Source organism: Novosphingobium sp. (assembly GCF_031424035.1).
Lineage (GTDB): Bacteria > Pseudomonadota > Alphaproteobacteria > Sphingomonadales > Sphingomonadaceae > Novosphingobium.
This window is the reverse complement of record NZ_JANPGP010000056.1, coordinates 19,711-42,868: the sequence shown is the minus strand read 5'-3', so window position 1 is coordinate 42,868 and position 23,158 is coordinate 19,711. Positions and strand designations below refer to the sequence as shown.

At 63.7% G+C, this 23,158-nt stretch carries 35 protein-coding genes and 1 tRNA gene; 13 read left to right on the top strand and 23 right to left on the bottom strand.

Annotation, left to right across the window (positions count from 1 at the left end):
* Nucleotides 1-50 precede the first annotated feature (50 nt).
* On the bottom strand, nt 51-1,256 hold the full coding sequence (locus RMO89_RS08820; RefSeq protein WP_310532565.1) for a hypothetical protein: 1,206 nt from the start codon (nt 1,254-1,256) through the stop codon (nt 51-53).
* A 112-nt stretch (nt 1,257-1,368) separates the two neighbouring features.
* Here RMO89_RS08820 and queF point away from each other — a divergent pair, with 112 nt between their 5' ends.
* Nucleotides 1,369-1,827 (top strand): preQ(1) synthase, encoded by a 459-nt coding sequence (gene queF, locus RMO89_RS08815; RefSeq protein WP_310532564.1) that lies wholly within the window; start codon nt 1,369-1,371, stop codon nt 1,825-1,827.
* On the opposite strand, the gene RMO89_RS08810 is transcribed toward queF, so the two are convergent.
* From RMO89_RS08810 to RMO89_RS08800, 3 genes are read right to left on the bottom strand one after another with little or no spacing between them, the layout of a single operon-like run.
* The gene (locus tag RMO89_RS08810; RefSeq protein WP_310532562.1) at nt 1,828-2,925 is read right to left on the bottom strand and encodes a class V aminotransferase; all 1,098 of its coding nucleotides are present in this window, start codon (nt 2,923-2,925) and stop codon (nt 1,828-1,830) included.
* The gene (locus tag RMO89_RS08805; protein ID WP_310532561.1) at nt 2,922-3,734 is read right to left on the bottom strand and encodes a tryptophan 2,3-dioxygenase; all 813 of its coding nucleotides are present in this window, start codon (nt 3,732-3,734) and stop codon (nt 2,922-2,924) included. Before RMO89_RS08805 ends, RMO89_RS08810 begins: the two co-directional genes overlap by 4 nt.
* A 47-nt stretch (nt 3,735-3,781) precedes the next feature.
* Complete coding sequence (locus RMO89_RS08800; protein ID WP_310532605.1) at nt 3,782-5,449, bottom strand: DUF885 domain-containing protein; 1,668 nt, start codon at nt 5,447-5,449, stop codon at nt 3,782-3,784.
* A gap of 212 nt (nt 5,450-5,661) precedes the next feature.
* Between RMO89_RS08800 and RMO89_RS08795 the strand changes: the two genes are divergently transcribed.
* The 5 genes from RMO89_RS08795 (at nt 5,662) to RMO89_RS08780 (ending at nt 10,101) form a co-directional block, all read left to right on the top strand.
* Complete coding sequence (locus tag RMO89_RS08795; protein WP_310532560.1) at nt 5,662-6,531, top strand: fumarylacetoacetate hydrolase family protein; 870 nt, start codon at nt 5,662-5,664, stop codon at nt 6,529-6,531.
* Nucleotides 6,532-6,696: 165 nt separating this feature from the next.
* Nucleotides 6,697-7,848: an integrase arm-type DNA-binding domain-containing protein gene (locus RMO89_RS08790; RefSeq protein WP_310532559.1), complete on the top strand. Its 1,152-nt coding sequence runs from the start codon at nt 6,697-6,699 to the stop codon at nt 7,846-7,848.
* Nucleotides 7,849-8,120: 272 nt separating this feature from the next.
* A complete protein-coding gene (locus RMO89_RS08785; RefSeq protein WP_310532557.1) occupies nt 8,121-8,303 on the top strand; it encodes a helix-turn-helix domain-containing protein in 183 nt (60 codons plus the stop codon).
* Nucleotides 8,296-8,775 (top strand): helix-turn-helix domain-containing protein, encoded by a 480-nt coding sequence (locus tag RMO89_RS20475; RefSeq protein WP_409035529.1) that lies wholly within the window; start codon nt 8,296-8,298, stop codon nt 8,773-8,775. Before RMO89_RS08785 ends, RMO89_RS20475 begins: the two co-directional genes overlap by 8 nt.
* A gap of 699 nt (nt 8,776-9,474) precedes the next feature.
* Nucleotides 9,475-10,101: a hypothetical protein gene (locus RMO89_RS08780; protein ID WP_310532556.1), complete on the top strand. Its 627-nt coding sequence runs from the start codon at nt 9,475-9,477 to the stop codon at nt 10,099-10,101.
* Between the two features lie 230 nt (nt 10,102-10,331).
* On the opposite strand, the gene RMO89_RS08775 is transcribed toward RMO89_RS08780, so the two are convergent.
* From RMO89_RS08775 to RMO89_RS08710, 14 genes are all read right to left on the bottom strand, one after another.
* Nucleotides 10,332-10,407 (bottom strand) — tRNA-Thr (locus RMO89_RS08775).
* 20 nt (nt 10,408-10,427) lie between these two features.
* Entirely contained in the window at nt 10,428-11,003 is a 576-nt protein-coding gene (locus tag RMO89_RS08770; protein WP_310532554.1) for a hypothetical protein, read from the bottom strand.
* Between the two features lie 7 nt (nt 11,004-11,010).
* Complete coding sequence (locus RMO89_RS08765; RefSeq protein ID WP_310532553.1) at nt 11,011-12,297, bottom strand: hypothetical protein; 1,287 nt, start codon at nt 12,295-12,297, stop codon at nt 11,011-11,013.
* Complete coding sequence (locus tag RMO89_RS08760; protein WP_310532552.1) at nt 12,297-12,605, bottom strand: hypothetical protein; 309 nt, start codon at nt 12,603-12,605, stop codon at nt 12,297-12,299. The genes RMO89_RS08765 and RMO89_RS08760 overlap by 1 nt, the downstream gene beginning before the upstream one ends.
* Complete coding sequence (locus RMO89_RS08755; RefSeq protein ID WP_310532551.1) at nt 12,605-12,898, bottom strand: hypothetical protein; 294 nt, start codon at nt 12,896-12,898, stop codon at nt 12,605-12,607. The genes RMO89_RS08760 and RMO89_RS08755 overlap by 1 nt, the downstream gene beginning before the upstream one ends.
* A gap of 101 nt (nt 12,899-12,999) precedes the next feature.
* Nucleotides 13,000-13,248 carry a hypothetical protein gene (locus tag RMO89_RS08750; RefSeq protein ID WP_310532550.1) on the bottom strand — a complete coding sequence of 83 codons (249 nt, stop codon included), beginning with the start codon at nt 13,246-13,248 and terminating at the stop codon, nt 13,000-13,002.
* 41 nt (nt 13,249-13,289) lie between these two features.
* Complete coding sequence (locus RMO89_RS08745) at nt 13,290-13,466, bottom strand: hypothetical protein (RefSeq protein ID WP_310532549.1); 177 nt, start codon at nt 13,464-13,466, stop codon at nt 13,290-13,292.
* Entirely contained in the window at nt 13,463-14,368 is a 906-nt protein-coding gene (locus RMO89_RS08740; RefSeq protein ID WP_310532548.1) for a DHHA1 domain-containing protein, read from the bottom strand. The genes RMO89_RS08745 and RMO89_RS08740 overlap by 4 nt, the downstream gene beginning before the upstream one ends.
* Complete coding sequence (locus RMO89_RS08735) at nt 14,365-14,871, bottom strand: hypothetical protein (protein WP_310532545.1); 507 nt, start codon at nt 14,869-14,871, stop codon at nt 14,365-14,367. The genes RMO89_RS08740 and RMO89_RS08735 overlap by 4 nt, the downstream gene beginning before the upstream one ends.
* On the bottom strand, nt 14,868-15,701 hold the full coding sequence (locus RMO89_RS08730) for a phosphoadenosine phosphosulfate reductase family protein (RefSeq protein ID WP_310532544.1): 834 nt from the start codon (nt 15,699-15,701) through the stop codon (nt 14,868-14,870). The genes RMO89_RS08735 and RMO89_RS08730 overlap by 4 nt, the downstream gene beginning before the upstream one ends.
* Nucleotides 15,698-15,985 carry a hypothetical protein gene (locus RMO89_RS08725; RefSeq protein WP_310532543.1) on the bottom strand — a complete coding sequence of 96 codons (288 nt, stop codon included), beginning with the start codon at nt 15,983-15,985 and terminating at the stop codon, nt 15,698-15,700. Before RMO89_RS08725 ends, RMO89_RS08730 begins: the two co-directional genes overlap by 4 nt.
* Nucleotides 15,985-16,287, bottom strand: a complete 303-nt coding sequence (locus tag RMO89_RS08720; protein WP_409035530.1) for a DUF2312 domain-containing protein — start codon at nt 16,285-16,287, stop codon at nt 15,985-15,987. The genes RMO89_RS08725 and RMO89_RS08720 overlap by 1 nt, the downstream gene beginning before the upstream one ends.
* A gap of 1 nt (nt 16,288) precedes the next feature.
* A complete protein-coding gene (locus tag RMO89_RS08715; protein ID WP_310532541.1) occupies nt 16,289-16,459 on the bottom strand; it encodes a hypothetical protein in 171 nt (56 codons plus the stop codon).
* Nucleotides 16,460-16,470: 11 nt separating this feature from the next.
* Nucleotides 16,471-16,809, bottom strand: a complete 339-nt coding sequence (locus tag RMO89_RS08710; protein WP_310532540.1) for a hypothetical protein — start codon at nt 16,807-16,809, stop codon at nt 16,471-16,473.
* Between the two features lie 22 nt (nt 16,810-16,831).
* Between RMO89_RS08710 and RMO89_RS08705 the strand changes: the two genes are divergently transcribed.
* Nucleotides 16,832-17,092, top strand: a complete 261-nt coding sequence (locus RMO89_RS08705; RefSeq protein ID WP_310532539.1) for a hypothetical protein — start codon at nt 16,832-16,834, stop codon at nt 17,090-17,092.
* Between the two features lie 161 nt (nt 17,093-17,253).
* Here the strand turns inward: RMO89_RS08705 and RMO89_RS08700 are convergent, their stop codons facing one another.
* From RMO89_RS08700 to RMO89_RS08680, 5 genes are all read right to left on the bottom strand, one after another.
* A complete protein-coding gene (locus RMO89_RS08700; RefSeq protein ID WP_310532538.1) occupies nt 17,254-17,430 on the bottom strand; it encodes a hypothetical protein in 177 nt (58 codons plus the stop codon).
* Nucleotides 17,430-17,561, bottom strand: a complete 132-nt coding sequence (locus RMO89_RS08695; RefSeq protein ID WP_310532537.1) for a hypothetical protein — start codon at nt 17,559-17,561, stop codon at nt 17,430-17,432. The genes RMO89_RS08700 and RMO89_RS08695 overlap by 1 nt, the downstream gene beginning before the upstream one ends.
* On the bottom strand, nt 17,558-17,914 hold the full coding sequence (locus RMO89_RS08690; RefSeq protein WP_310532536.1) for a hypothetical protein: 357 nt from the start codon (nt 17,912-17,914) through the stop codon (nt 17,558-17,560). The genes RMO89_RS08695 and RMO89_RS08690 overlap by 4 nt, the downstream gene beginning before the upstream one ends.
* Before the next feature lie 83 nt (nt 17,915-17,997).
* Nucleotides 17,998-18,210, bottom strand: a complete 213-nt coding sequence (locus RMO89_RS08685) for a hypothetical protein (protein WP_310532535.1) — start codon at nt 18,208-18,210, stop codon at nt 17,998-18,000.
* 68 nt (nt 18,211-18,278) lie between these two features.
* Nucleotides 18,279-18,644: a helix-turn-helix domain-containing protein gene (locus tag RMO89_RS08680; protein ID WP_310532534.1), complete on the bottom strand. Its 366-nt coding sequence runs from the start codon at nt 18,642-18,644 to the stop codon at nt 18,279-18,281.
* 95 nt (nt 18,645-18,739) lie between these two features.
* Here RMO89_RS08680 and RMO89_RS08675 point away from each other — a divergent pair, with 95 nt between their 5' ends.
* The 6 genes from RMO89_RS08675 to RMO89_RS08650 are packed head-to-tail and all read left to right on the top strand — an operon-like array spanning nt 18,740 to nt 23,144.
* A complete protein-coding gene (locus tag RMO89_RS08675) occupies nt 18,740-18,964 on the top strand; it encodes a helix-turn-helix transcriptional regulator (protein WP_310532533.1) in 225 nt (74 codons plus the stop codon).
* Between the two features lie 2 nt (nt 18,965-18,966).
* Entirely contained in the window at nt 18,967-19,260 is a 294-nt protein-coding gene (locus tag RMO89_RS08670) for a hypothetical protein (RefSeq protein ID WP_310532532.1), read from the top strand.
* Nucleotides 19,257-20,402 (top strand): toprim domain-containing protein, encoded by a 1,146-nt coding sequence (locus RMO89_RS08665; protein WP_310532531.1) that lies wholly within the window; start codon nt 19,257-19,259, stop codon nt 20,400-20,402. Before RMO89_RS08670 ends, RMO89_RS08665 begins: the two co-directional genes overlap by 4 nt.
* Nucleotides 20,399-20,623, top strand: a complete 225-nt coding sequence (locus tag RMO89_RS08660) for a hypothetical protein (RefSeq protein ID WP_310532530.1) — start codon at nt 20,399-20,401, stop codon at nt 20,621-20,623. The genes RMO89_RS08665 and RMO89_RS08660 overlap by 4 nt, the downstream gene beginning before the upstream one ends.
* Complete coding sequence (locus RMO89_RS08655) at nt 20,620-21,174, top strand: hypothetical protein (protein WP_310532529.1); 555 nt, start codon at nt 20,620-20,622, stop codon at nt 21,172-21,174. The genes RMO89_RS08660 and RMO89_RS08655 overlap by 4 nt, the downstream gene beginning before the upstream one ends.
* On the top strand, nt 21,171-23,144 hold the full coding sequence (locus tag RMO89_RS08650; RefSeq protein ID WP_310532528.1) for a hypothetical protein: 1,974 nt from the start codon (nt 21,171-21,173) through the stop codon (nt 23,142-23,144). The genes RMO89_RS08655 and RMO89_RS08650 overlap by 4 nt, the downstream gene beginning before the upstream one ends.
* Nucleotides 23,145-23,158: the final 14 nt, after the last annotated feature.

The following is a 23,158-nucleotide window of genomic DNA, read 5'->3' as shown; positions in this document are numbered from 1 at the left end:
GGACAGTCCGGGAACTTTGTTGCACTGCGGCAACTATCGTAGCTGTTGGTTCAGGCGGCGATCGGCTGACGATCGACCTGCCGCTGGCTTATCTTCGCCCAGACGCGCGGGCCAAGATCGAGCCGGAACGGCAGCAACGCGGCCTTGGCGACCGGCGGCGTTTCGCCAATGGCAAAGGTGGCGAGCGTCGTGACCTCGTCCGCCTCGACGCGAAAACGCGCGAGCGGGATGTAGAGCAGCGCCGATCCGGCCTGAATCGGCTTTATCGATGACAGCGGCACACGGAATTCGCCGCGCAGTTCGGCCTGTTCACCCGGCGCGATCACGCCAATATCGTCGATCAGTTCGAGCGGCTGGCCATCGGTGGCAAGCTGCTGTTCGACCGGCATTGATGCGTGGGCGGCGATCATGTCACCCGCCACCATCACCGGGCCAAGCGGCGTATCGCCCCTGTTCTCGACGATCAGCCGCCATGACAGCGAGGCATTGACCAGCGTGGCGCTCATCCGCCCGACATCGAGCGAAATGGCCAGCTTATCGCCGCTCCACTGGGCGGGTACAGGGATCGGGGCCGGGGCCGGAGTCGGAGCAGCCGGTTTGGGAGCCGGTGCGCGCTTGGCAATTGGCGGTGTTTCCGCGAGCACGGGCAGCGCTTCGGCTGGCGCCTCGGCATAGTCTTCATCATCAGCCGTCTCGCCACGCTTGCCGCGCAGCATGAACCACAGGCCGGCGAGGACGATCAGTCCTGCGGGAATTGCCAGCCACCACAGGTCGAATGGCAGTACCTTGCCCGCGCTGGGCGAAGGCTCGAAAGTCGCGACCACGACGGGCGCTTGCGCTCCTGTTGAAGCGGTGACTGTCGGAGTTTCCTCGCTCGCAGGTGCGTCCACCGCAGGCGCGGTCGTGGCCGATGGCGTGGGAGCATTGCTGCGCGGCTGGGCGGCAGTGCTTGGCCGCGTCGAGGGCGTTGGCGAAGGTGTGGCGGCAGCGGGGGCAGAGGTGGCCGTCGCGGCGGGGCTGGGTGTGGCAACTGGCTGCGTCGGAGTTGGGCTGGGCACTGGCGTCGCAGGGCGGACTACCGGCGCATCGCGGTCAACCGGGCCTTGCGCCTGGGTGGTTGGCGTTTCCTTGGGCTGCAGGCGGAAATCGCCAACCGATTGCGCGGTGACCGGTGCCAGCGGCGTGCACAGCATTGCCAGTACGCATGCAAGACCTGCGCGCCTGATCCCTGCCATCGTCTTGTAACCCAGATTCATGCCGTCTTTCGCCTATGCGCCCGCTTCTGCCGGGGGGCGCTGAATAGCGGGTGAATTCGGCAAGGCAAACCGCTGACTTGTGCAATCGCACAGATGACGGCATGCGAGCGGCATGAACGACACACTCTCTCCGCTCCACCTCGGCCAGAACAGCGCGCTGCCGGTATCCCCCGAAGCTGCCGTGCTGGACTATGTGCCCAACCCGCGCGCCGGCAGCCTTTATCTCGTGCGCTTCGCCGCGCCGGAATTTACCTCGCTTTGCCCGGTGACCGGCCAGCCCGATTTCGCCCATCTTGTGATCGACTATGCGCCCGGCGAGACCATCGTCGAATCGAAAAGCCTTAAGCTGTTCCTCGGATCGTTCCGCAATCACGCCGGGTTTCACGAGGACGTGACCGTCGGCATCGGCCAGCGCCTGTTTGACGAGATGAAGCCGAAATGGCTGCGCATCGGCGGCTACTGGTATCCGCGCGGTGGCATCCCGATCGACGTGTTCTGGCAAAGCGACGCGCCGCCCGCCGGCCTATGGGTGCCCGATCAGGGTGTGGCGGGCTATCGCGGACGGGGGTAATTAGCGGCAGGCTTTGACCAGCCGCTGCACGTCCTCGAAATCCTGATAGAGCCCGAAGCCGATCCGCAGCACGTCGGCGCGGCGGTCGATGACGATGCCTTTGGCTGACAGGCGTTCCTGCCATTTTTGCGCGTCCGGCCCGCGAAAGGCCATGAAGCGCGGTGCGCGGGGCAGGGCTTCCATGCCGGGAAGCGGGCGCGCCGCAGCGAATGCATCCATCAGCCCGTCGCAATATCTGGAAATCACCGCGGTATCGAGCGATTCGGCTGCCAGCATCCGGCGCACCGCGTTGAACCGGTAAAGGCCTGCGGGATCGAAAGTGCTGCCAAGGAAACGACGGCCATCGGGGGCAAAACCGACGCCGCCCTGCTGCGCTTCAAGGCTGTCGAAATCCGCGAACCAGCCGGTGATTTCAGGACGCGGACCATAGCCCGGCGGGGCGTGGAGGAAGCACACGCCTTCGCCGGCCATCGCGTATTTGTAGCCGCCGGACAGGTAGAACAGGCGGTCTGCCACTCCGGAAAGGTCCGTCGGCTGGGCCATGAAGCCGTGATAGCCATCGATCACCACCCACGGACCTTCGGGCCGGGCGAGGGCGGCGAACTGGTCGATATCGCCCAGCCGCGCGCCGGAATTGAATTGCACCTGGCTGGCGAACAGCAGGTCGAACCCGCCGCGCGATGCCCGCTCGGCTATGTCGGCCAGTGGCACGGTTTCCAGCGTGATCCGCCCCGCCTCGGCCCAGCGCATGGCTTGGCGGCGGAACGAATGAAATTCGCCGTCGCTCGCCAGAATGTGCGGCTTCGCCATCGGCAGGGCCGAGACGAGCCGCACCAGCAGATCGTGGGTATTGGGGGCAAAGGCGATGGTTGCGGGGTCGGGCAGGCCTAACTCGCCGGCAATGTGGCGCTGCGCCTCGGGGATCACTTCGCTGAAGATCCTGTCCCACTTGCGGTCGGCCAGCCGGGCGGCATCGTCCCATGCCTCCATGTGGCCGTCATAGCTGGCATCGGGCCACAAGTGGTGGCTGTGCGCGGCAAAGTGCAGCCGCTGCCGGTTGGCGGCGAGTGCGCGGGCGAAGAGGTATTGGTAGCTCACAGGCTGGTCCTCAAGGACCACAGTTCGGGGAAGGCGCGCTTGCCGAGCGTTGAGTGCAGGTAGCTTGCCCCCGCCGTGCCGCCGGTGCCGGGTTTGCCACCGATTACCCGTTCGACCGTGAGCACGTGCTTGTGCCGCCATGTCGCCATGGCATCGTCGAGATCGACCAGTTTCTCAGCCAATTGGTAGAGGTCCCAGTAGCGCTGCGTATCGCGGTAGACCTCAAGGAATGCGGCCTCGACCGCCGGATCGGCCACGTAAGCCTGCGAGAAATTGCGCGCCAGAACGTGGTCCGGAATGGGCAGGCCCGCGCGGGCAGCAGCGGCGATGGCGAGGTCCCACAGCCCCGGCGCGGCGAGGGCGCGCTCCATTGCAGCCTGCGCTTCGGGACGGTCGTTCTGAAACCGCAGGAACTTGCCGTCCTTCAGCCCGAGCATGTATTCGACCGTGCGGAACTGGTCTGACTGGAAGCCCGAACTGGGGCCGAGCACATGGCGGAAGCGGGTGTAATCGCTCGGCGTCATGGTCGCCAATACGTCCCAGCTCAGCGTCATCACCGCCTGTATGCGGCTGACGCGGGCCAGTGCCTTGTAGGCTGGCACCAGCGCATCGGCGGCGACCTGTTCCATCGCCAACCGCAGTTCGCGGATCATCTGTTTGAGCCACAGTTCCTTGGTCTGGTGGATGATGATGAACAGCATCTCGTCGTCGAGATCAGACTGCGGGTGCTGGCTGCCAAGCAGCGTGTCGAGCGCGAGATAACGCGCGTAGGTCATGGGTGCGGGATCGGATGGTCCGTCTTTCGTCATGCTCCGGACCATCCGATTAACTGGTTACAAATGCAAGCAGTTTGCCATCAGAACACGGCCTTCGCCGTCTCCTCCTTCATCATCGCCTGCCGCACCAGCGGCACCGGCGGGCCGCCATAGGACAGGAACTCGTCGTGGAACGCCTTCCATGCCGCACGGCCGCCGCGGGTGGCGGACCAATCATCACGCAGCTTGCGGATCATCAGCTTGCCCATTGTGTAGTTGAGGTAGGCCGGATCATAGGTGCCGCGCGCTGCCTGCTGGTCGGCGGTGCCTTCGTCCTGAAAGCATTCCTCCATGAACAGCTTCTTGGAATCGGCGACGCTCATGCCGCGCGCATGCAGGCCGATGGCAGAAATGAACCGGCAGTCGCGCAGCAGGGCATTGGACAGCTGGCCGATATGCGTCTCGGGATCGCCATTGCCGAGCCCCGCTTCCCACATCATTTCCTCGGTATAATGCGCCCAGCCTTCCGCGAAGGCGTAGCCGACGAACAGCCGACCGAACATCGACGGGCTGCGGTTGGCGTGAAGGAAGTTGAGGAAGTGGCCGGGCATCACTTCATGGACCGAAGTAAACAGCAGATCGCGCTCGCCCGGAATATAGGCGGCCTGCTTTTCTGGCGACCACGTCGGGTCCGGCGGGGAGATGTAATAGACCGAAGGGATGCCCTTTTCGAACGGTCCCGGCGGATCGATATAGGCGCTGTTCTGCCGGTTATAGGGCGGAGATTCACGCACCAGCGCCTGTTCGGTGCCGGGGATCGTGACGAGGTCCTTCTCCTTGACGAAGGCGGTCAGTGTCGGGATTTGCCGCGTTGCCGTGGCGACCGGGCCGCCGGCGCCCTTGTTGGCATTCATCTTGGCCATGCATTCCGGCACCGTGCCGCCGGGCGCGAACTTGGCGCATTCGGCCTTCAGCGCGTTCTGATTGCGCTTGAGGTCGGCGCGGCCGATCGCCTCCAGCTGGTCAAGCGGCAAGTCGACACCTTCGTTGGCGAGCACCATCTTGGCGAACTTGTCCGGCCCCAGGTCAAAGTCCTGCGTGGCCGTGGCCTCCTGCCCCTTCAGCCAGTCGCGCAGGTCGGCCATCGCCTTGGATGCCTTGTCCGAACTGGCGATGAGCTGCTGCTGAAGCGCCGGGTCCTTCACATCGGCAAAAGCGGCGCGGGCATCGCTGACATAGGCATCGGCAAAGCCGCCAAAGCCGGCGACACCGTACTTGATATAGGTGGCAGGCAGCGGGCCTTTGAGATTGGCGCGGATATTCGCGGCGGCGGCAGGCACGCCATCAAAGAATGCGATCATCGCCTTCAGCCGGGTTGGCTTGTCGGCATATTCGCGGGCGATGTAGACATTGGGATCGAGCCCGCCGCCAACGTAGAACGCCGGGTTGCGGTGCGGCTGGTCGGCTTCCTCGAGCATGAACAGCTGCCCTTCGGCAACCTTGATCATGTAGTCGCGCTCGAACTTCTCCTTGCCCTCGAGATTGCTGTAAGTCTTGGCGCCCTCGATCACCCCGCGCAGGAAATCGCCGCGCTTTTTCAGGCCCTCGGCGCTCCAGTCAGGCAGCTTGCCATCGAACTGGTGCGCGCCTTGATAGACGGCGAAGGACGGATCGATCGCCAGCCAGCCGTCGATCGTCTTCTGGGTATAGTTGCTCCACGGTTCCGTGGGCGGTGCAGTGCCTATGCAGGCGGCGAGCGCGGTGCTCATCAGCAGGACGGCGAGGGGGCGATAGAGGCGCACGGCGATTCTCCCGGGAAGGAATTGGTTGCGGGTGAAACTGGAGCGAAGTCTGCGATGAAGCAAGCGGGGACTCGACGAACGTCTTTTCCTGCTCGCCGCGCCGCCCTGCATGGCCGCAAGCCCGTCGGCCCTTGCGCGGATCGTGGCAGGCTCCATCATGCCGGAAAAGGGAGAGTTCGATGCGCCTGTGCCGTTTTGTCTTGCCGGAAAGCCCGGAAAACCCGCGCCTCGGCCTGCTCGAAGGCGATGCCGTGCGCGATGTTACCGAGGCGACGGACGTGCTGCCGCCGCTCCGCTGGCCGCTGGCACCGGGCGACCAGCTGATCGCGAACCTGCCGCAAGTGCGCGAACGGATCGCCCAGATCGCCGGAAATGCGCCGGTTCTGCCGCGCGAATCCGTGCGCCTGCTCTCGCCGGTGGCGAATCCATCGAAGTTCGTCTGCGGCGCAGGCAACTGGAAGCACCACGGCGCGCCGTTCGGTATGATGGGTTTCATGGGCAAGGCAGTGACATCGCTGACGGGTGAGGGGGAAGGCGTTGAACTGCGCTGGCCCGACCGCGTAACGGTGCACGAACCCGAACTCGCCATCATCATCGGGCGCGAGTGTAGTAATGTTTCGGTCGAAGGGGCGCTCGATTACGTCGCCGGCTATGCCTGTGCGCTCGACATGACGCTCAAGCCCGAGCGTGAGGACTGGGCCTTCTGCAAGAGCTTCGACACCTATGGCGTGCTTGGCCCCTGCATGGTGACCGCCGATGAAATCGCCGATCCCTCCGCGCTGGGCTACAAGTTCTGGGTCAACGACGAACTGCGCGGGGACCGCTCGTTCGCTGACCTTACCGGCAGCCCGGCGCAGATGATCGCCTTCGCCTCCAGCGCGATGACACTTTATCCGGGAGATCTGGTGTTGTCCGGCGCGGCGGATGTTGCACCCGTAGAAGCGGGTGACGTGATGCGGCTGGAAATTCCCGGGATCGAAACGATGGTGACCAAGGTGTCGGTCTCAACCGAGGCGCGGAAAACTGTATGGGGATCTGGTGCCGGCTAGAGGATTCGAACCCCTGGCCCCCTGATTACAAATTAGTAGGACAATCCGCGTTGTCGTTCTCTAACCCTCAGTTATCCCAGCTATAGCAGTTGTTTTGGGGCTCTAAGGGTTGACCCAGATTGATGCTAGTTGCTACCTAGATGCTCCCTAGAGGAAAGCCTAGCCGTGCAAAAGTTCAAACTTACCGTCCGCTCAGTCCAAGATGCCAAGCCTGGTGCGAAGGACGTCATTATATGGGATAGCGAGGTTAAGGGGTTTGGCCTCAAGGTTACGCCGAAAGGCAAGCGAACCTTCTTTTTATACTATCGCACCATCGACCACACACAGCGCAAGCCCCGCATCGGGGACTACCCCGAACTTAAGCCAGAACAGGCTCGAACAATCGCCCGAGATTGGCTGGCCGACGTGCGGAAGGGCAATGATCCATCCGGCGCGCGGCGTGCAAGGAGGGCAGCGAAGGGGGACGATACCATCGCCGAGCTATTTGAATCCTACAAGCTCCACAAAGGCAAGGAAGGGCTAAGGAGCATTGACGAAGTAGAGCGCATCTTCCGGCACGACATATTGCCAACCCTCGGCAAGCGCAGGGCAGAGGAAGTTACCTCATTGGACGTATCGAGATTGTTGGACCGCATACAAACTCGATCGGCCTCAGTTGCTTGGTCTGTTCGCCGTCAGTTTTCAGCCTTTTACAAATGGGCGATTCCGCGACTGCCAGCAGGTGCGAGCAATCCTGTCACCAATGCCAGCCGACCCCCGGCGATCAAAGCGCGGGATAGGGTTCTAAGCGACGCAGAATTGAAACTGCTCTGGCTGGCATTGGAGAACGAGCCACAGCATTGGAAAATCGCACTCCGAATGCTGCTGCTCACCGGGCAACGGCGTGACGAAGTGCTGTCCGCTGGATGGGATGAATTCAATCTGCCCGATAAAAGTTGGACCGTTCCAGCGTCACGCGCCAAGAACGGGAAAGCTAACTACGTGCCGCTTTCGCCACCAGTCTTAAAAATGCTCGACGAATTGCCGACACGAAGCGGCCCGCTGTTCAAGGGAATCACCGCCACAAGCAAGGCAGCGAAGCGTATCCGGGATGCCATGCCAGCCGCGCCCGAATGGCGATGGCACGATCTGCGGCGCACGATTGCGACGGGAATGCAGCGGCTCGGGGTGAGGTTGGAAGTCACAGAGGCCGTTATCAATCACGTCAGTGGCAGCCGGGGTGGAATTGTTGGAGTGTATCAGCGCCACGACTATGCTGCTGAAAAGCGAGATGCCTTGGGTAGTTGGGCGCTCGAGGTGGAGCGGATCGTCTCTTGAGTGCCCGGCAGTGGACAAATTCCGGTCCTGCCGATGCTCGGAACGCCTAAAAACCTTAGCGCTTCTCTCCCCCCCGGACCCGGCTCGGCTATAAGGCAATTAAAATTGGAGAGTTACATAGTAACTATCGAAAAAATTAAACTCAATAGATCGAGTTGGAGGGGGGTTTTGGAAATTTTGAGAGTTACCTAGTAAGTCCTGAAATTTCCATAACCCTACGAATCCTTCGGTGTTAGCTGCTGCTCCTCTGACAAATGCCAAAGGAGCCTGAAATGAATTTTCTTCTCGATGAAGTCGCCGCTGCGGAGGTCTTGCGTCTCCAACCCAAGACACTTTGCCGCTGGCGCTGGGAGGGTCGCGGTCCGGCCTACGTAAAAGTTGGAGGTGCAATTCGTTATCGGATTGCTGACATCGACGAGTACGTCGCACGAAACCGGGTGGCGCAAAATGTCTGAAGTTCGCGAGTTTTTCACACCGAAGGAAGCTGCCGAGTTTCTTCGATATAGCCCTGCAACGCTCGCCGTCTGGCGCTCTCAAGGGGAAGGGCCAGCATATATGAAGATCGGTCACTCAGTGCGATATACGCGTGTAGACCTGACAAAATGGGCAACGGGAGGTGAGGCGGCGCGCCGGCATATTAAACGCGATGCGGAGTGTCATCGTTCGCAGAGGACCAAGGTCAAGCGCGCACGTGGGCGCGTCGGGGCCGAGCAACGCCATCGTCGGCTTGCTGCCGAACCATACTGCCGTGACTGTGCGAAGGTGGGTATCAAGCGTCGCGCTGAGGAAGTGGACCATATTGTTCCTCTTGCTTTCGGCGGTACTGATACAGACGATAATGTCCGCTCGCTCTGCCAGGGCTGCCACGCAAATCGCACGCGCGCTGCCGCGAGTCTTAAAAGACAAATGGCAGCCGAGCGAGTATGAAAGCGGCAGTTCGAATGACCACCTCTCGTGCATTTCCTCTCGATTTGCCGGGAGTCACGGTTGCTTGGTTGGCGCATGTCAACGACTGTAGCCCGAGCACAATCCGCCGTGCCAGATCGGCGGAACAGGACTTAGACAATTCGGCGTTCGAGTTCCTATCCAAGCTAACTGTCGAACAGGCTCTAGACATGGCTCGCTTGCGTCCCGCGAGAGGCCATCTCCCGCATTGGTCGCGCATGGCCGTCTCGGAGTTTGCGAAGAGAGGCGCGTCTTACGCCGAGCTAATGGCCCTTTTTGGAGTTGGCCGAAGCACAGTCTATCGCTGCTTGCACGGTCGGTCGACTGCCTATCATCCTCTTTCTGGTCGTAGGCAGCTTTCCACGTCACAGCTCGCACCTGTCCATCTTGGTAATTTTGGCCCTGCCGAAGCCGCGAAGTGAGATTGACGGCGAAAAGACCGCTGTGGACGGGTTCCTGTTGCCATTGCGCCCACGCCCAAGATGGGCGATCAGAGGGCGCGCTCGGTCAATCCTGAGCGTGAGGGCTGGTAATCCTCGAAGAACGTAGGCCGGTTGCAGTTTTGCGGCCGGGCGGCGGGCGCGTATGTCCAATGGCCCTTGCGGTCTAAAGGCGTCCGCGCCTTGTGCTACGTGCAGGGATTACCTCGCCCGGCTCAGAGCCGGAGCAACCCTCGACCAATTGCGCGAGGGTGCTGTGAGGCAACTTTTTTTATCGGTGATTGCGGCTGGCACCGTTCTCTCACTAGGGGTGGTCACCGCTTGCTCGCCAACTCAAGATGAAGGAGCTGCCAAGCCACCAAGTGAAGTGGCATGGGCTTGGGTTAAGGCACCCGATGGCAGTTTCCTTTACGCTTCCGACCTGCATAACAGCGATTCGATCAACAGTGCGCGAAGGCGATGTTGGCTTCGAGATGGACAATTCGACTGCCTCTATGTCTTACAGTTGGGGGTCGGTTTTTCAGCATACCGCTATCAAATGAAGCAGCTTAACAGAGGGTACTCTGACAACCCTGAGCAGCCCAAAGGCGGTTACTCATGTCAATTTGATCCAAGCATGCGAGGGATTGTTGACGAAGGGATCGCCGGAGACCGCGATTACCTCGATAAGAACCAAACGAGTCTGGGCGGATATGCTGGCGACGGGCGCGTATGGACCGCAGCGTATGTGAACGAGTTCGTTAGAAAGAACCTACCGAATCATAAGGCAAATTACTTCGACTGCATTCAGTTGGCGAAGGCGATTCTCAATTCGAGCATTGATACCGTGGGTAGCACGGTGATTGCCTATGACGACATTATTGGTTGAGATTCCGGCAGGCTGAGTGCAGCCGTTCCGCTGCCATTCTGCTTCCTAAGCCGCTCGATACGTCACCAAAAATCGGAAAAATGCCATTGGACCTCGCGAGGGGTGATTAAAAAATGCAGGACGTCTATTGCGAGTTAGACGTGTTACCCTTGCTTTTGGAAGTTGGTGCTTCCTATCTGCTACTTAGCGCACGCGCCTGTGCTGATGTTTCAGCTAACCTATTGTTTTTATGGTGCCGGCTAGAGGATTCGAACCCCTGGCCCCCTGATTACAAATCAGGTGCTCTACCAACTGAGCTAAGCCGGCAACCTAGTAATATCAACGTGTTAGGCGGTTTCACGTGAAACCCTTCCAATATCGTCCACGTTGGATGTTCCAACAAAATCGGGAACCTCGGCCCGTGCCTTACGCCGCCTGACATTGTCGATCAAGGTCCACGAAACATCAAAACGGCGGGCAAGGTCGCAGGTGCGTTCGGTCGAAGCGCGGATCTCGCGCACGTCCTCGTCGCTCAATTTGTGGTTGCGGGCCGTCCGCACGGCGAGTTCGGCGGCGGCGCTGTCCATCGCGGCGGCGGCCTTGCGCTGGTGCCCGGCGCGTTGCTTGGTCCACATGTCGCGCATGTTCTCGACCGGCAGGCCCCAAGCCAGATGCGCAGGGTTGACGCAGCCGGGGCGGTCGCAACTGTGCATTGCGACATGCCTTGCGCTCGGCCGAGATCGACCGTCGATCGCCAAGGCAATATGCGTGGCCAGTGCGCGCGCGATCTTGTTGTGATGGCGTGTGCCGCTGCTGATCTGACCATAGCCGCCGAGCGTGCGCGCGCCAGTCCAAGGCCAGCATTCATCGGGCCCGCCGCGTGCGACCTTCTTCCAGTAGTTCTCGATCAACTTGAGGATCATGGCGGGATCAGCCTTGTGCTACTTCCGATTTCAGGTCGGCCGCGAGGGCGGCGGCGGTGATTGTCGGGTCGATCGGGCCATAGACCTTGAGCATTTCGTCGATCGTCTTGGGGTCGAGGCCGGTGATCGCGCCGATGGCTTCCTTGCCGTACCCTTTGCGGCGCAGGCGCACGACGCGGGTGCGTTTGATATCGTGCCAGGTGAGCTTGTCCATGTGCTCGCGGCCGGGCGTCTTGGCGGCGTGATCGAGGATCTTGCGGAAGGCCTTGCAGAAGTCGCGCTTTTTCCATGCGCGGTGTTTGTTGGCGCCTTCGCTCTCGTCGACCAGGACGTGGGTCAGCAGGCGCGGCGGAGTGGCGGCGCGATCGCGGGCGCGGTTGGTGCGGATCGCGGCGTCGACCTTGGCGGCGAGCGCGGTGTCGAAGGGGATCGACAGCTCGGTGCGGCGGTAGTCGGTGCTGGTCTTGGTCTGCGCCATGACCCAGCCCATGACCCTGTGATCGGGGGTGTCATCGGGCTGGAAGGCGGCGCGGACGATCGGGTCGCGGATCTCGATCTCGCAGAATTCGTTTTCGATAAAGGCGATCAGGTCGCCTTCGCGCTGGGCCGAGTAGAGCGCAATCTCGCGCGCCAGCACCATGCCGGGCATGCCGAGCGCGTGGGCGGCGGCATCGAAAGCGGCATCGTCGTCGCGCTCCCATATCGAGCGGCGCGGCGGCGGCGGGGACAGGTTGAAGCTGGTCGCCGGGTTGGCCCCGCGCGGGATCATGTCGACGCTCTCGGCAAAGGCGAAGAGCTGGCGCAGGGTCTTGAGCAGGTTGAACGCGGCGGCATGGCCGAGCCCGTTCTGGTCGATTGGTTTCGCCGTGGCATCGCGCAGGGTGCCGACGCGCGCCGGGGTGACATAGCTGATCGGGTGCTTGCCGGCCCATTCCTCGATCCGGCGCAAGGCAATGTCGTAGCTCTCGCGGGTCTTGGGGCGCAGGCGCTCGCGGCCGTCTGGCTTCTTGCCGTCGACGTGCTCGCGGCGGTAGCGGGCGATCAGCGCGGCGACGGTGCCGGGCTGGCGGCGGGCCTGCACCGGCTTGTCAAGCGAGGGCGAGCCGCCGGCCTTCCATGCCTCGACCTGCTGGTTGATGACCTGCGCGGCAGCGATCGCTGCGGCCTGATCCTTGCCGAGGGCCTTGGGCGTCCATCCGGCCTTGCGCAGGGTGGCGCTGGGCTGCCAGTGCCAGCTGGTACCGGCGTGCTTGCTGTGCTTGGGCACGAGGCAGGGGATGCGGATCTGTGCCATCAGCGGACCTCGTCGACAATGAGCTGCCAGCGCGGATCCGGCGAGTAATCGGGTTTGCCAATAACGATCTTGCCGAGCCAAGTCTTGGGATTGGCATAGTCGGGCTTCGCCGGCAGGCGACTGACGGGGATGCCTAGCAGCGGCCGCTCGAAGATCGAGGCCAAGTCTAGGCCTTCCATAGAGTAGATCCGCTGATCGAGCAGCAATTGGCACGCGCAAGCTTCGTTGATTTCCCAACGGCGAGGGGTGCGCATGTCGCGGTGCGCCTTGTCTAGTGCGCCGCGCATCAGGTCGAACATTTCAGCCATCAGTTGCCACCCTTCCACCGCTTGGGATCGGCATGCAGGGGCACGTCCTGCAGCGGGGTGCGGTTGGCGGCGAAGGCGGGGTTGAGCGCGCTTTCGAGCGCGCGGCATTTGGCGGCGTGGTCGATCAGGGCCTTGCATAGATCCGAGAGGATGCCGTCGTGCAGCCGGCGCTGGCCGGAGATCAGATAGCGCAGCGAGCGATCGGAGATCTGCAACGCCCTGGCTGCCTGCTGCTGGCCGCCGAGCAGTTCGACGGCGGTGCGGAAATTATCGAGATGGGTGTCGAGGTCCATGGTATCCGGTCCTTTCTGACCGCTTGCCCGGCTCGGTGCCTGGGCGGATAGGAATTAGGCGGGTGGCGGGGGCGGCGTCAAGGCCGCCCCGGCCGGGAAGTTCAGCCGCGCCAGGTGATGGCCTTGACGGCCCACATCTGCGCGCTCTGTGCCTCGGTGATCGCCAGCGAGCACATGCGCATGACTTCCTGATCGGCGGTGTTGGTCTTGAGATCGTGCAGCTGGTCGATCGCAGCTGCGAAGGTCTGCTTGCACTTGGTCACGGCATCATCGCCGCTGGGGTTGAAGGTGAGGCCGACGGCTTTCTCGCCAAAGGTGAGATCGCGGCCGGCGCTGGCAGTATTGTCCATGATGGACCTTTCATTGATTGCCCGGATCCGCCGGGCGCGGATCAGTTGATTTCAAACCAGCGCCAGCCGGGGACTTCATGGCGGGCGCGATCGTGGTAGGGATTGCTGCGGAAGGTGATCGGCGATCGGCCCATGCGGATCTCGCCGAGCCAGTCGCCAAAGCGGACGATCTGCAGGTGGCGGGATCCGAACCGGATATTGAGGATCGTGTTGCTCATGGCAGCGGCACTCCGAAGCCGGCTGCGTTGCGATGGCCGCCGCCGCCGAACTTGCGGGCGATTTCCGAAACCGACAGGCGATCGTCGCGCGATCGCAGCGAGTAGCCACGTGCATGCGGTTGATCCGAATAGCAGGCGACAAACGGCGTGCTCTCGTATTGGTCGAGCAGCCAATGGCCGACCTCGCTGGCGAACATTGGCGGGCAATTGCAGATCGGTACGGAATAGCCGCCGATGTCGCCCAAGCGGTGAAGGCGGCCGATCTCGGCAACCTTCTGATCGAAAAACCGCTGCATGGCGCTGGCCTCGGAAAAGATGCGCGACGCGGCGACAGGGTCGGCCAGATCGCGGGCGATCTCTTCCCAGCGGTGGAAGTCGAAAGGCTCGCAGCGCAGCCAGACACCGAAAGGCTTGGTTGCCTGCATGGTGAAGCGCCATAGATCGCGATCCTCGATGAACTGGATCAGCGCCGGGGCTTCCTCGCCGGGAAAGCAGAAGTCCCAGACCATGCGCGCGCCGGAGCGGTTCATGTCAAACAGGGCGTTGACAACCGGATATTCGTTGCGGCGAAGATCTTCGGCCATCGATGTAACCACGGGCATGGTGAACCGGTGCGGATTTTCAGCAAAGCGCCGCCATGGGGCCAGCTCTGCCTCGGCTGTTTCATGATGGTCGAGGATGGTAATGCTTGCTGCACCGGGTGCGATGCGCTCGATCGCGTCGCGCTTGAAGCTGAAATCGCCGATCAGGACGTGCTTGCCGAGTACTTCGGGCGGCTCCTGCCCATAGGAACATGGCACGTATTCGACCGCGTCGCCCCACTTCAACCAAGCCGCCCACGCGGCGCCAAAGCCGTCGGCGCAATTGGCATGGTAGATCATCATGTCGGGCTGATAGGTCAAAGCGCAAGTTCCTTCTGTTGGTCACCCTGCAGGGCGAGGATCTGGTCGGCGACGTAGGGGGCGAAGTCCTCGGCGGTGCCGGGGAAGTCGAGGCCTTCGTCGTAGAGGGCGAGCATCGCTTCGAGCGCGCGGGTGCGGCGGGCGGCGTCGGCCGTGGTGAGGTTGCCCTTGTCGATCCAGACCGGATAGAGGCGGGCGCGGTAAGTGAGCTCGCGCTGCACGCCGGCGCGGCGGGCCTGCCAGTCGAGGCCGTGCACCGCCGGGATCTGCAGCGGGTTCTGCATCGGCAGGCCCTTGGCGATCGGCGCGTGGGCCTGTTCGAAGCGATGGCAATCCTCGCGCCAGGCGCGGGCGATCGCCAGCTGGTATTTCGCCGCCTCGGGATCCATCCGGCCCTTGGTGATCTCGCGATCGTAGGTGCGTTCGCGGAAGTGGATCTCGCGCTCGAGCTCGGCGGCGATCGCGGCCCAAGTGACGTCGGGGTAGCGGGTGATGGGGTTCATGCCGCCTCCCCTGCGCACCAAAGGCCGCACTCGGCATCGTGCTCGTCGCGCGGGTCGCTGTCGCCTTCAAAAAGATCTGGCGAGGCGGTGACGTCGCGGACAAGCTGGGCGTATTTCGTTCTCCGATCGAAGAACCTGCCATCGCGCTCTTGAGCGACCCACCAATGCGCCAAGGAGGGAATGGCGCGGATCAGTGATGCGCGCAATTTCGCGCCCTTCATGAAGCAGAGATCGCAGTTACCTTCGCCCCGCTCCAAATCCAGGTTGAAATCCTGCGCGTCCCAAAACTCGAGCACGTCGCGTTGCGTAATCCCGGCAGAAGCGAGCGGTGCTCGGCAGCTCCTGCCATCGTCAACGTTACGGCCGTGCATCTTGGCGACGCGCCATGGTTCATCGGCGCGCAGGCCAACTATTTCCAAGTGATCGGTAAAGCCCTGGTCGCGCATGAATTGCAGCATGGGCAGCACCTTGAGGAAGGTGGTGCACCAGCGCGCCTGCCAGTTTGGAAGGCCGCCCTTGACGGCAATGATGCGGTCGAACGGCTCACCATCGCGCGATGCGGAATTAAAGCCAACTTCTTCGTACTGCAGCGACTTCTCACGGCCGCCCGCGTATTCGATCCAGTGGACATGCACGTTCCAGCGGATCGCGCATTCATGGACAAAGCGCAGCGTTTCCTCGCGCTCCTTGCCAGTGTTTGCAAAGCAGACATGAACGTCGCCGGGTAGCGTGCCGGCATGGGCGTCGAGGATCTGCTTAAGCATGAAAGCACTAGTGCGGCCGCCGGAAAACGAGATCAGCGCTGGCCCTTGGATCAAATAGGGGTTCATGCTGCGCGCGCCTGCAGGATAGCCCGGGCAAGCATGGCGCTGCCGGCGATGATCGACGAACGGGCGACGCGGCTTTCGCCGTTGTCGGCCATGTAGCCGAACACACGGTTGACGGTGGCGAGGGTGATCTTGAGCTCGCGGGCGATGGCCTGCTTGCTGCGGCCGGCGTCCCACAGGTCCATGACGGCATTCTCGAGCGCGGTTGCGGGGCCGCCGCGTTTTGGTTCGACGCGTGGCCGGTCGATCTTGCGGCCGCGATAGCGGGGGGTGATGGCGCTGCCCATCAGCCGAGCCCCAGCGCGGCTTTGTAGGTATCTACCAGCATTTCCTGCTCGCGCCGGGCGTCGGGGTCCATCTTGCGCAGGCGGACCATCTGGCGCGCGATCTTGGCGTCGTAGCCGACGGCCTTGAGCTCGGCATAGACGTCGCGGATATCGTCGGCGATGCCCTTTTTCTCTTCCTCGAGGCGTTCGACGCGCTCGATCAGCAGGCGCAGGCGATCGTCGGTGACGGCGGTCTTGCGGCCGCGCGCTTCCTTCGGGGGGAAGGCAACGGGCGGGTCAGCTTCGGCGCTGTTGTGGCCGATATCAGCAGGCATGTTCATCCTTTCCGGTGAAGAGGCTGGCGAGCTCGCGCAGGATCCACGAGGCGAGCAGCATGCCGCCGATCGCGGCGTGCAGGGCGAGTAACGGCAGGGCCAGCAAAGCCCATTGCGCCGGGCTCGGTTGCGGCCAGTTGGCGCATTCGTCGTCTGGCATTTGGGGGGCGATCATGGCCGGGGGCGCTTGGCGAGAGTGGCGCCGAGCTTGGCGGCGGTGACCTTTGCCAGGTGCGCGTCGGCGCTGTCGGCAGCACCAAGGATCGCCTGGGCAAAGCGCCGCGCGCCGTCAGGGGTGAGGCTGTGATAGAGGCCGGTGTCACCGATGCGCGTCATGATGGCGACGTGCGCGGCGCTTTCCTCCTGCTTCTTGACGCCGACCATGAGATCGCGGCCGGGAATGAACATCGTGCCGTTGGCCAGCATCGGCTGCACGGCCATGTCGGACATTTCCGGCGAGGCCTTCGCGTCGAGGCAGCCGGGTATCTTGGTAAAATTGACGACGTCCATTCTATTCCCCCTGTTCACTGGAATGATCGGCCCACTCGGCAATGTCGGCGTCGAGGCGCTCGATCAGGGCGGCGAGTTGGGCGGTGAGCTTGAGCGCGCGGCGGCGGACGATCTTGCGATCCTGGCCGCAATGGATCCCTTCGGCGATCGCGCGGCCTTCATGGTCGAGCTGGCGCACCCAGTGATCGAGGTTGCGGGCGCGGTCGGCCTCGGCCGTGTGGTGAAACTGGAAGATCTGGCGATGCCGCTCGGCGAGGATCTGGCCGATCACTTTGCAGGTTGAGGCAGGCACGTTTTGGGTTGAGGCAGGTGCTGGCAGCGGGTCGCTGTTGCCCGCACCTGCCTCTTCCCCCGCCGCCATCGGGGGCATGATTGGCGGCTCGGTATCTGCAGACGACGGGCAAAGTGAGGGAAACCCGTTGCCTGCAGGGGGGATTTGTTCGGTCATGGCTGCGCGCGTCCGAGCAGCTCGAGCCAACCGGCGACGAAGCCGATCGCGGTGCCGATCAGGATCAGGGCGATCGTGACGGCTTCGAAGTGGAAGCGGCGATCGTGGGGCCGGTTCAGCGGCTCAATCGGCGCGGGGCGCTGCGGCGCGTCGTGGTCGGAAGGCGCTGGCATCAGAAGCCTCCGAGCGTGGTGCCGCCGAGCGCGCGGGTGACGGCGAGGCCGTAGAGCACGCGGTCGATCAGGTGATAGGTTGCCAGCAGCAGGAAGCAGCCGAGCAGGTCGCGCCAGCCGAGGGCGATCATGGCCGGCCGCCCTGAATGAGGCGAAGGTTGCCGGCAGCGGCGTCCATTTCGGCGGCGGCGGCTTTCATCGCGGCGGCATCGACCGCGCCGGCATTGGCGGGCGGCAGGAAATCGAGCAGCCATGCCTCGACCGCGCTGCGGATCCAGCGGCTGTCTTTCGTGACTTCGTCGGACAGGCCGGTGCGCTGCGAGAAATTGGGGAGCGGCGGGGGAAAGCCGCGTTCGGCGATCAGCAGGCCGACATAGCGGACAAGGCGGCCGCTGGTGAGCTCCTGCGCACCGAGCTGCAGGCGCACCCATGGCAGGGTGCAGGTCGGCTCGGGATCAGGCTGGTGAAGCGAAAGATAGGGCATGACGCGCTCCGTTCGGTGAACGGGGACGCTTATGTTAGCGTATCGCTTACTGTGTCAAGCGGAAATGTCAGCGTATCGCTTACCTAGCAATAGATGTGCTCATTCCTGCAAGCCGCATTGGCCTTTTCCTGCGCAGAATGCGCGATAGCCTCGGCATTCTGTGCCGCGCGGCGATTTTCCTCGATCTGGCTCGCGAGCTCCTGCACCTGCTGGGCAATGTCGCTGCTTTCAGGCTGGGGATAGAGTGCGCTGTCGCGGTCGATGCGATCAATTCGCCGATCGAGGCTGTAGGTCATGAACCCAAGCCAACAGATTGCGCCAATAGTGGCCGCGCCGCCGATTGCGAACAGCCATTTAGCTGCCTTCATGCGACGCGCTTCCGTGGCACAAGGCGATCTTCGGGTTGTTCCGCGCCCTTGAACGGGGCGATGACGTCGGCAACCTTGTGCAGCTGGTCGCGCTGGTCTGGTGCGGCGGCGCGGAGCTGCTCGATCAGGCGACGTTCGCGCGCGGTCAGGCCGCCGGGGTTATCGGACAGAGGCAGGAGATCGGCCGGCAAGATCTCGAGCGCATAGGCAATGCGGCGCATGTAGTCCTGGGTGAACTGCATCTTGCCGGTTTCGAGATCGCTTATCGTCACTTTCGAAGTGCCGATGCGATCGGCCAGCGCTTGCTGCGACAGGCCTTCCGCCATGCGGTGTTCACGTATCCGGTTTGGTGCCTGATCCATGGCAACAAAATGTAAGACATGCGCTGACATGGATAGATACCTAATCGCTAATGTGCTCTTGTCAAAGTGTTAGCGTATCGCTTACTAATGCCGTCATGCATATCGCGACCCAAGATCATCCGTTGCGCAAATGGCGGAAAGCCGAGGGACTGACGCTGGAACAGGCGGCGTCCCGCGTTGGGACGGTGCGCCAGGTGTGGTCGGACTGGGAGCGCGGCCGCCGCCGACCGAGCGGCGATTTCATGCCCAAGGTGCGCGATCTGACCGGCGGCAAAGTGACCGCCGACGATTTTTTCCCCAGTATCAAAAAGGCGGCCTGACGATGGCCGGGGGGCAGGATTTCGGGCGGCGCGGGGATTTCTCCGCGATCATCGGGCGGCTCGAGCAGCGCTGGTCGCCGCCCTTGTTCGATCAGCGGCCGGGCGCGCTCGAGGCGACGCGCGGGCTTGATCGTGCGCCGGTCGCGGTGGCGGCAAACCATGACATTGACGGCTGGCATGTCCAGCTGATCGCCGGCGGCGTCGTGCTGGCGCGGCTGTCGGTCGAGGGGGCGCTGGCGCTGGCGCTCGACATTGCCGAGACGGCGAAGATCGCCGCCGGGGGCGAGTGGGAATGAGCGCGGTGTCGATCGAGCGGATCTGCGCGGATCTCAATGCCCGGGCGGGCGAGCTTGCGCCGCGCCTGTTGCCGAACGGCCGCTATGAAGATGGCCGCCGGTCGTGGTGGTCGCGCGGGATCCCCGATCCGCCGATCGGCGGCGACGGCAAGGCCAGCCTCAAGGTCGACCTGATCGGTGACCGGCAGGGGCACTGGTACGATTTCGGCAATTGCCATGCCAGCGAGAAGAAGGGCGACATGCTCGACCTGGTGCGGATCAAGATGTGCCACGGTGACCAGCAGCAGGCGATCTCCGAAGCCAAGGCGATCCTTGGCATTCATGACACCTTCGTGCCCGGGCCGCGCCGCAAGCCGAGCCCGGAAGAGCTGGCGCAGGCGGCGGCCGATGCGCGGGCGCGGCATGAAGCGCAGCAGCTGCGCGACAGCGAGGACCGCGAGCGGCGGGCGCGCGGGGCGCGGGCGCTGTACCTGCACCAGCTGGCGCAGCCGATCGCCGGCACGCCGGTCGAGGCATACCTGCGCGGGCGGGATCTGTTGCCGGGTAGTGCCTGGCCGAACGCGCTGCGGTTCCATCCCGAAGTCTGGCACCGGCAGGAACGCTGCAAGCTGCCGGCGATGCTGGCGCCGATGTTCGCGCTGGTGGGTGGCAAGCTGCGCCACATGGCGACGCACCGGACCTATCTGGCGCAGGTGGGCGGGCGTTGGGGCAAGCTGCCGGGCAATGATGCCAAGAAGGTGCTCGGCCCATCGCGCGGGGCCTTTGTGCCGATCAATCGCGGATTGCTGGCCAAGGGCGCGGCGGGCCAGAGCCTGCGGGCCATGGCCGAGGGCGCGCCGGTCTATGTCACCGAGGGGATCGAGGATGCGATCGTGGTGCGCATGATGCGGCCGAACGACTGGATCCTTGCGGCCTATTCGGTGACCAACATGGGAATGATGGTGCTGCCCGAAGCGGCGCGCGACCTGGTTGTGGTCTGCGACCGCGATCAGAACCTGACCGCGCAGGACCAGCTCGAGGCGACGATCGCCAAGCAGCAGGCGCGCGGGATCCACGTTTCGACCGTCATGCCGCCCGAAGGGGTCAAGGACATGAACGACTGGCTGAAAAGCTGGCTTGCCGCACAGAGGAAAAGCGCATGAAGGGGCATTCTGGCTGGACCGTTGACAGCTGCATGACGTGCCGGGGGCAGGCGTGGCGCGGGCCGGATGGTTCGGTGCATTGCCCGGACTGCGAAGCCAAGGCCGAGCGGCTTGCCGCGCTGATGGCGAGTGTTGCCAATCCGCCGGCGTTCCTGTCGCTGCGCTCGGCGCTGCTGGGCAGCTCGGCGCAATGCAGGCCGGTCATGGTGCCGGGCACGTGAGCAGCGCGGGGGCTTTCTTTCGCGCCTCGGTGCGCCGTGAGCTGGGCATGCCGCCGGCATGGCTTGGTGCTGCGCAGGGGGTGACAGGTTCTGTCACCCTCGAAGAAATCCAAGCGAACGCGGGCGATGAAGCGATGGTGGTTGCAATTGCCGAAGCCATCGTGGAGCCCGTTAGTAGGGCCGCTGCAGGCCGGTCTGCAGCTGCAACGTCTGAGCCTATGGACGTGACAGCCGGAGAGACGGCACCGGTTCGCCTGGCGCGCGAGTTCGGCTTGGTCAAGGCATCGCCCAAACCGGACTATTCCCGCTTCGTCGAGGCGGCGAAGGCCAAGCCTCTCCCGGCACCGGTCGCGCCAGTGCGGCCGACGCAGGTCGCCTTGAGCCCGGAAGAGTGCAAGCGGTGCGGCATTCCCGGATGGAAGGGCTGCGATCATCAATTGCCCTATGAAGCATGGACGCCGGCCGATCAGCGCGCGGATCCCGACAAGTATGCCGGCCATCGCGAACAGAAGCACCGTCGCACCGGCGGGATCCAGTCGGTGCGCATATGAACGATCCGTCCAATCCCATCGCCGATGCCCTGGCGGATCCCCGGCCCGCGCCGGAGCTGGCGATCGCCGGCGATCGTGCGCCCGAGCTCGACCGGATGGACGAATACCCGGAGTTTCCGCCGGCCTGCCCGATCAAGGTGCTGGGCAATGCGCAGGATATCACCGGCAAGCAGACGATCTTCTATCTCAACTACAACGGCCAGCTGGTCGGCCTCGAGGCCGGCAACCGGCACGGCAAGCTGGGCCTTGCCGCGCTGTTCGGCCCTTCGATCGGCTGGATCGAGGCGAACTATCCCAAGTGGAGCGAGCCGAAAAAGCAGTACGATCCGCAGGCCAAGAAATACGTCGAGATCGCGCCGGCGCGGATCATCGGGTTTGACCAGGCGAAGGCGGCCGAGGCGCTGGTCGTGGAAGGCACGCGGCGCGGGATCTTTGACCCGGCGGGCCGCATGCGTGGACGCGGGGCGCACCGGCTGAACGATGGCGGGCTGGCGCTGCATTGCGGCGACGCGGTGCTGGTGAGCGTTCACCGCGCCGACAATTCGATCAAGGGGTGGAACTGGGTCGATACCGGGCTGCATGCCGGCATGGTCTATCCGGCGGCGGCGGGGATCCCGCGCCCGCATCTGGAAGCGGTCGACACCAAGCCGGCCGAGACATTGCTGCGGCTGCTGCGCAGCTGGCAATGGAAGCGGCCGCTGCTCGATGCGCGGTTTGCCCTCGCCTTTGCCGCGATCGCGCCGCTCGGCGGGGCGCTGGCATGGCGGCCCAACCTGTGGATTACCGGCGGCAAGGGCACCGGCAAGTCAACGCTTAACGGGCTCGACGGGGTCTATCACCGGCTTTACGGCGAAGGCCTGTTCCGCACCGGCAATGCCAGCGCGGCGGCGATCCGCCAGAGCCTGAAGAATTCGACGGTGCCGGTGATCTTTGACGAGATCGAGGCGGGCGAGGATAACCGGCAGGTCAATGCCGTGATCGAGCTGGCGCGCGTCAGCAGCAGCGGCGACGCGGTGCACCGGGGCGGGCAGGACCATACCGCGCACGAATTCACGCTGCGCAGCGCCTTCATGTTCTCGAGCATATCGATCCCGCCATTGCAGCCGCAGGATCGCAGCCGCCTCGCCATCCTCGAGCTCGGCAAGCTGGCCAAGGACGGCGACAAGCTCGACCTCGACAAGTGGCACCTGCCCAAGCTGGGCCGGCAACTGTCGCGCCGCATGATCGACCAGTGGCACCGGCTGGCGGCAACCAAGGCCAAGTTTCACGATGCGCTGCAGCTGGCCGGCCACGATGCCCGCGCCTGCGACCAGTTCGGGATCCTGTTAGCCGCGGCTGACCTCGCGCTCAATGACTGGGACACTGTCGACGGCCTGCCCGACGACGAAGAGGTTGCGCTGTGGGCTGGCCATTGCCGGCCGGATCGCATGGCCGAGATCAGCGAAGCGGTCGCCGATGAGGAGGCCTGCCTCAACCACATGAAAACGACGCTGGTGCAGGCGCGCGGCGGTGATGAGCGCGAGCCGCTGGGCCAGTGGATCGGGCAGGTGGTTGCCGGCATCACACACCCGCTGCTTGAGAACAATGACGCCCTGGGCGACAAGGCGAGCAAGCGGCTGCGCGCCCTCGGCCTCAGTATCGTTACCCCGACCCGCAAGGACAGCGGCGCATGGGGCGCGGTGATGTATGAGGACCATGCGCTGCCGGCGTTCCTTGGCGTGGCCAACAATCATCAGGCGCTGTCGGACCTGTTCGGCGGGACCAAGTGGCAGGGCGGCGTCTGGCGCCAGTCGCTCGCCCGGTGCGACGGTTCGATCGATGCGCAGCCGATCAAGTTCGGGCGCATTTCGGTGCGCGCGGTGCTGATCCCGCTGCACCTGGTGCTCGATGAAACCGAGCTGCCGGCGGCGAGCCAGCCGGGCGCGGTTAAGGACTGGCGCGACGGGCAAGAGAAAGGGGCCGGAGCGTGATGCCCCGGCCCCTT

Coding starts and splice junctions, on each gene's coding strand:
- RMO89_RS08820 (WP_310532565.1), bottom strand. CDS start 1,256: ATGAATCTGGGTTACAAGACGATGGCAGGGATCAGGCGCGCAGGTCTT.
- queF (WP_310532564.1), top strand. CDS start 1,369: ATGAACGACACACTCTCTCCGCTCCACCTCGGCCAGAACAGCGCGCTG.
- RMO89_RS08805 (WP_310532561.1), bottom strand. CDS start 3,734: ATGACGAAAGACGGACCATCCGATCCCGCACCCATGACCTACGCGCGT.
- RMO89_RS08800 (WP_310532605.1), bottom strand. CDS start 5,449: ATGAGCACCGCGCTCGCCGCCTGCATAGGCACTGCACCGCCCACGGAA.
- RMO89_RS08795 (WP_310532560.1), top strand. CDS start 5,662: ATGCGCCTGTGCCGTTTTGTCTTGCCGGAAAGCCCGGAAAACCCGCGC.
- RMO89_RS08785 (WP_310532557.1), top strand. CDS start 8,121: ATGAATTTTCTTCTCGATGAAGTCGCCGCTGCGGAGGTCTTGCGTCTC.
- RMO89_RS20475 (WP_409035529.1), top strand. CDS start 8,296: ATGTCTGAAGTTCGCGAGTTTTTCACACCGAAGGAAGCTGCCGAGTTT.
- RMO89_RS08770 (WP_310532554.1), bottom strand. CDS start 11,003: ATGATCCTCAAGTTGATCGAGAACTACTGGAAGAAGGTCGCACGCGGC.
- RMO89_RS08765 (WP_310532553.1), bottom strand. CDS start 12,297: ATGGCACAGATCCGCATCCCCTGCCTCGTGCCCAAGCACAGCAAGCAC.
- RMO89_RS08760 (WP_310532552.1), bottom strand. CDS start 12,605: ATGGCTGAAATGTTCGACCTGATGCGCGGCGCACTAGACAAGGCGCAC.
- RMO89_RS08755 (WP_310532551.1), bottom strand. CDS start 12,898: ATGGACCTCGACACCCATCTCGATAATTTCCGCACCGCCGTCGAACTG.
- RMO89_RS08750 (WP_310532550.1), bottom strand. CDS start 13,248: ATGGACAATACTGCCAGCGCCGGCCGCGATCTCACCTTTGGCGAGAAA.
- RMO89_RS08745 (WP_310532549.1), bottom strand. CDS start 13,466: ATGAGCAACACGATCCTCAATATCCGGTTCGGATCCCGCCACCTGCAG.
- RMO89_RS08735 (WP_310532545.1), bottom strand. CDS start 14,871: ATGAACCCCATCACCCGCTACCCCGACGTCACTTGGGCCGCGATCGCC.
- RMO89_RS08730 (WP_310532544.1), bottom strand. CDS start 15,701: ATGAACCCCTATTTGATCCAAGGGCCAGCGCTGATCTCGTTTTCCGGC.
- RMO89_RS08725 (WP_310532543.1), bottom strand. CDS start 15,985: ATGGGCAGCGCCATCACCCCCCGCTATCGCGGCCGCAAGATCGACCGG.
- RMO89_RS08715 (WP_310532541.1), bottom strand. CDS start 16,459: ATGCCAGACGACGAATGCGCCAACTGGCCGCAACCGAGCCCGGCGCAA.
- RMO89_RS08710 (WP_310532540.1), bottom strand. CDS start 16,809: ATGGACGTCGTCAATTTTACCAAGATACCCGGCTGCCTCGACGCGAAG.
- RMO89_RS08705 (WP_310532539.1), top strand. CDS start 16,832: ATGATCGGCCCACTCGGCAATGTCGGCGTCGAGGCGCTCGATCAGGGC.
- RMO89_RS08700 (WP_310532538.1), bottom strand. CDS start 17,430: ATGCCAGCGCCTTCCGACCACGACGCGCCGCAGCGCCCCGCGCCGATT.
- RMO89_RS08695 (WP_310532537.1), bottom strand. CDS start 17,561: ATGATCGCCCTCGGCTGGCGCGACCTGCTCGGCTGCTTCCTGCTGCTG.
- RMO89_RS08690 (WP_310532536.1), bottom strand. CDS start 17,914: ATGCCCTATCTTTCGCTTCACCAGCCTGATCCCGAGCCGACCTGCACC.
- RMO89_RS08685 (WP_310532535.1), bottom strand. CDS start 18,210: ATGACCTACAGCCTCGATCGGCGAATTGATCGCATCGACCGCGACAGC.
- RMO89_RS08680 (WP_310532534.1), bottom strand. CDS start 18,644: ATGGATCAGGCACCAAACCGGATACGTGAACACCGCATGGCGGAAGGC.
- RMO89_RS08675 (WP_310532533.1), top strand. CDS start 18,740: ATGCATATCGCGACCCAAGATCATCCGTTGCGCAAATGGCGGAAAGCC.
- RMO89_RS08670 (WP_310532532.1), top strand. CDS start 18,967: ATGGCCGGGGGGCAGGATTTCGGGCGGCGCGGGGATTTCTCCGCGATC.
- RMO89_RS08665 (WP_310532531.1), top strand. CDS start 19,257: ATGAGCGCGGTGTCGATCGAGCGGATCTGCGCGGATCTCAATGCCCGG.
- RMO89_RS08660 (WP_310532530.1), top strand. CDS start 20,399: ATGAAGGGGCATTCTGGCTGGACCGTTGACAGCTGCATGACGTGCCGG.
- RMO89_RS08650 (WP_310532528.1), top strand. CDS start 21,171: ATGAACGATCCGTCCAATCCCATCGCCGATGCCCTGGCGGATCCCCGG.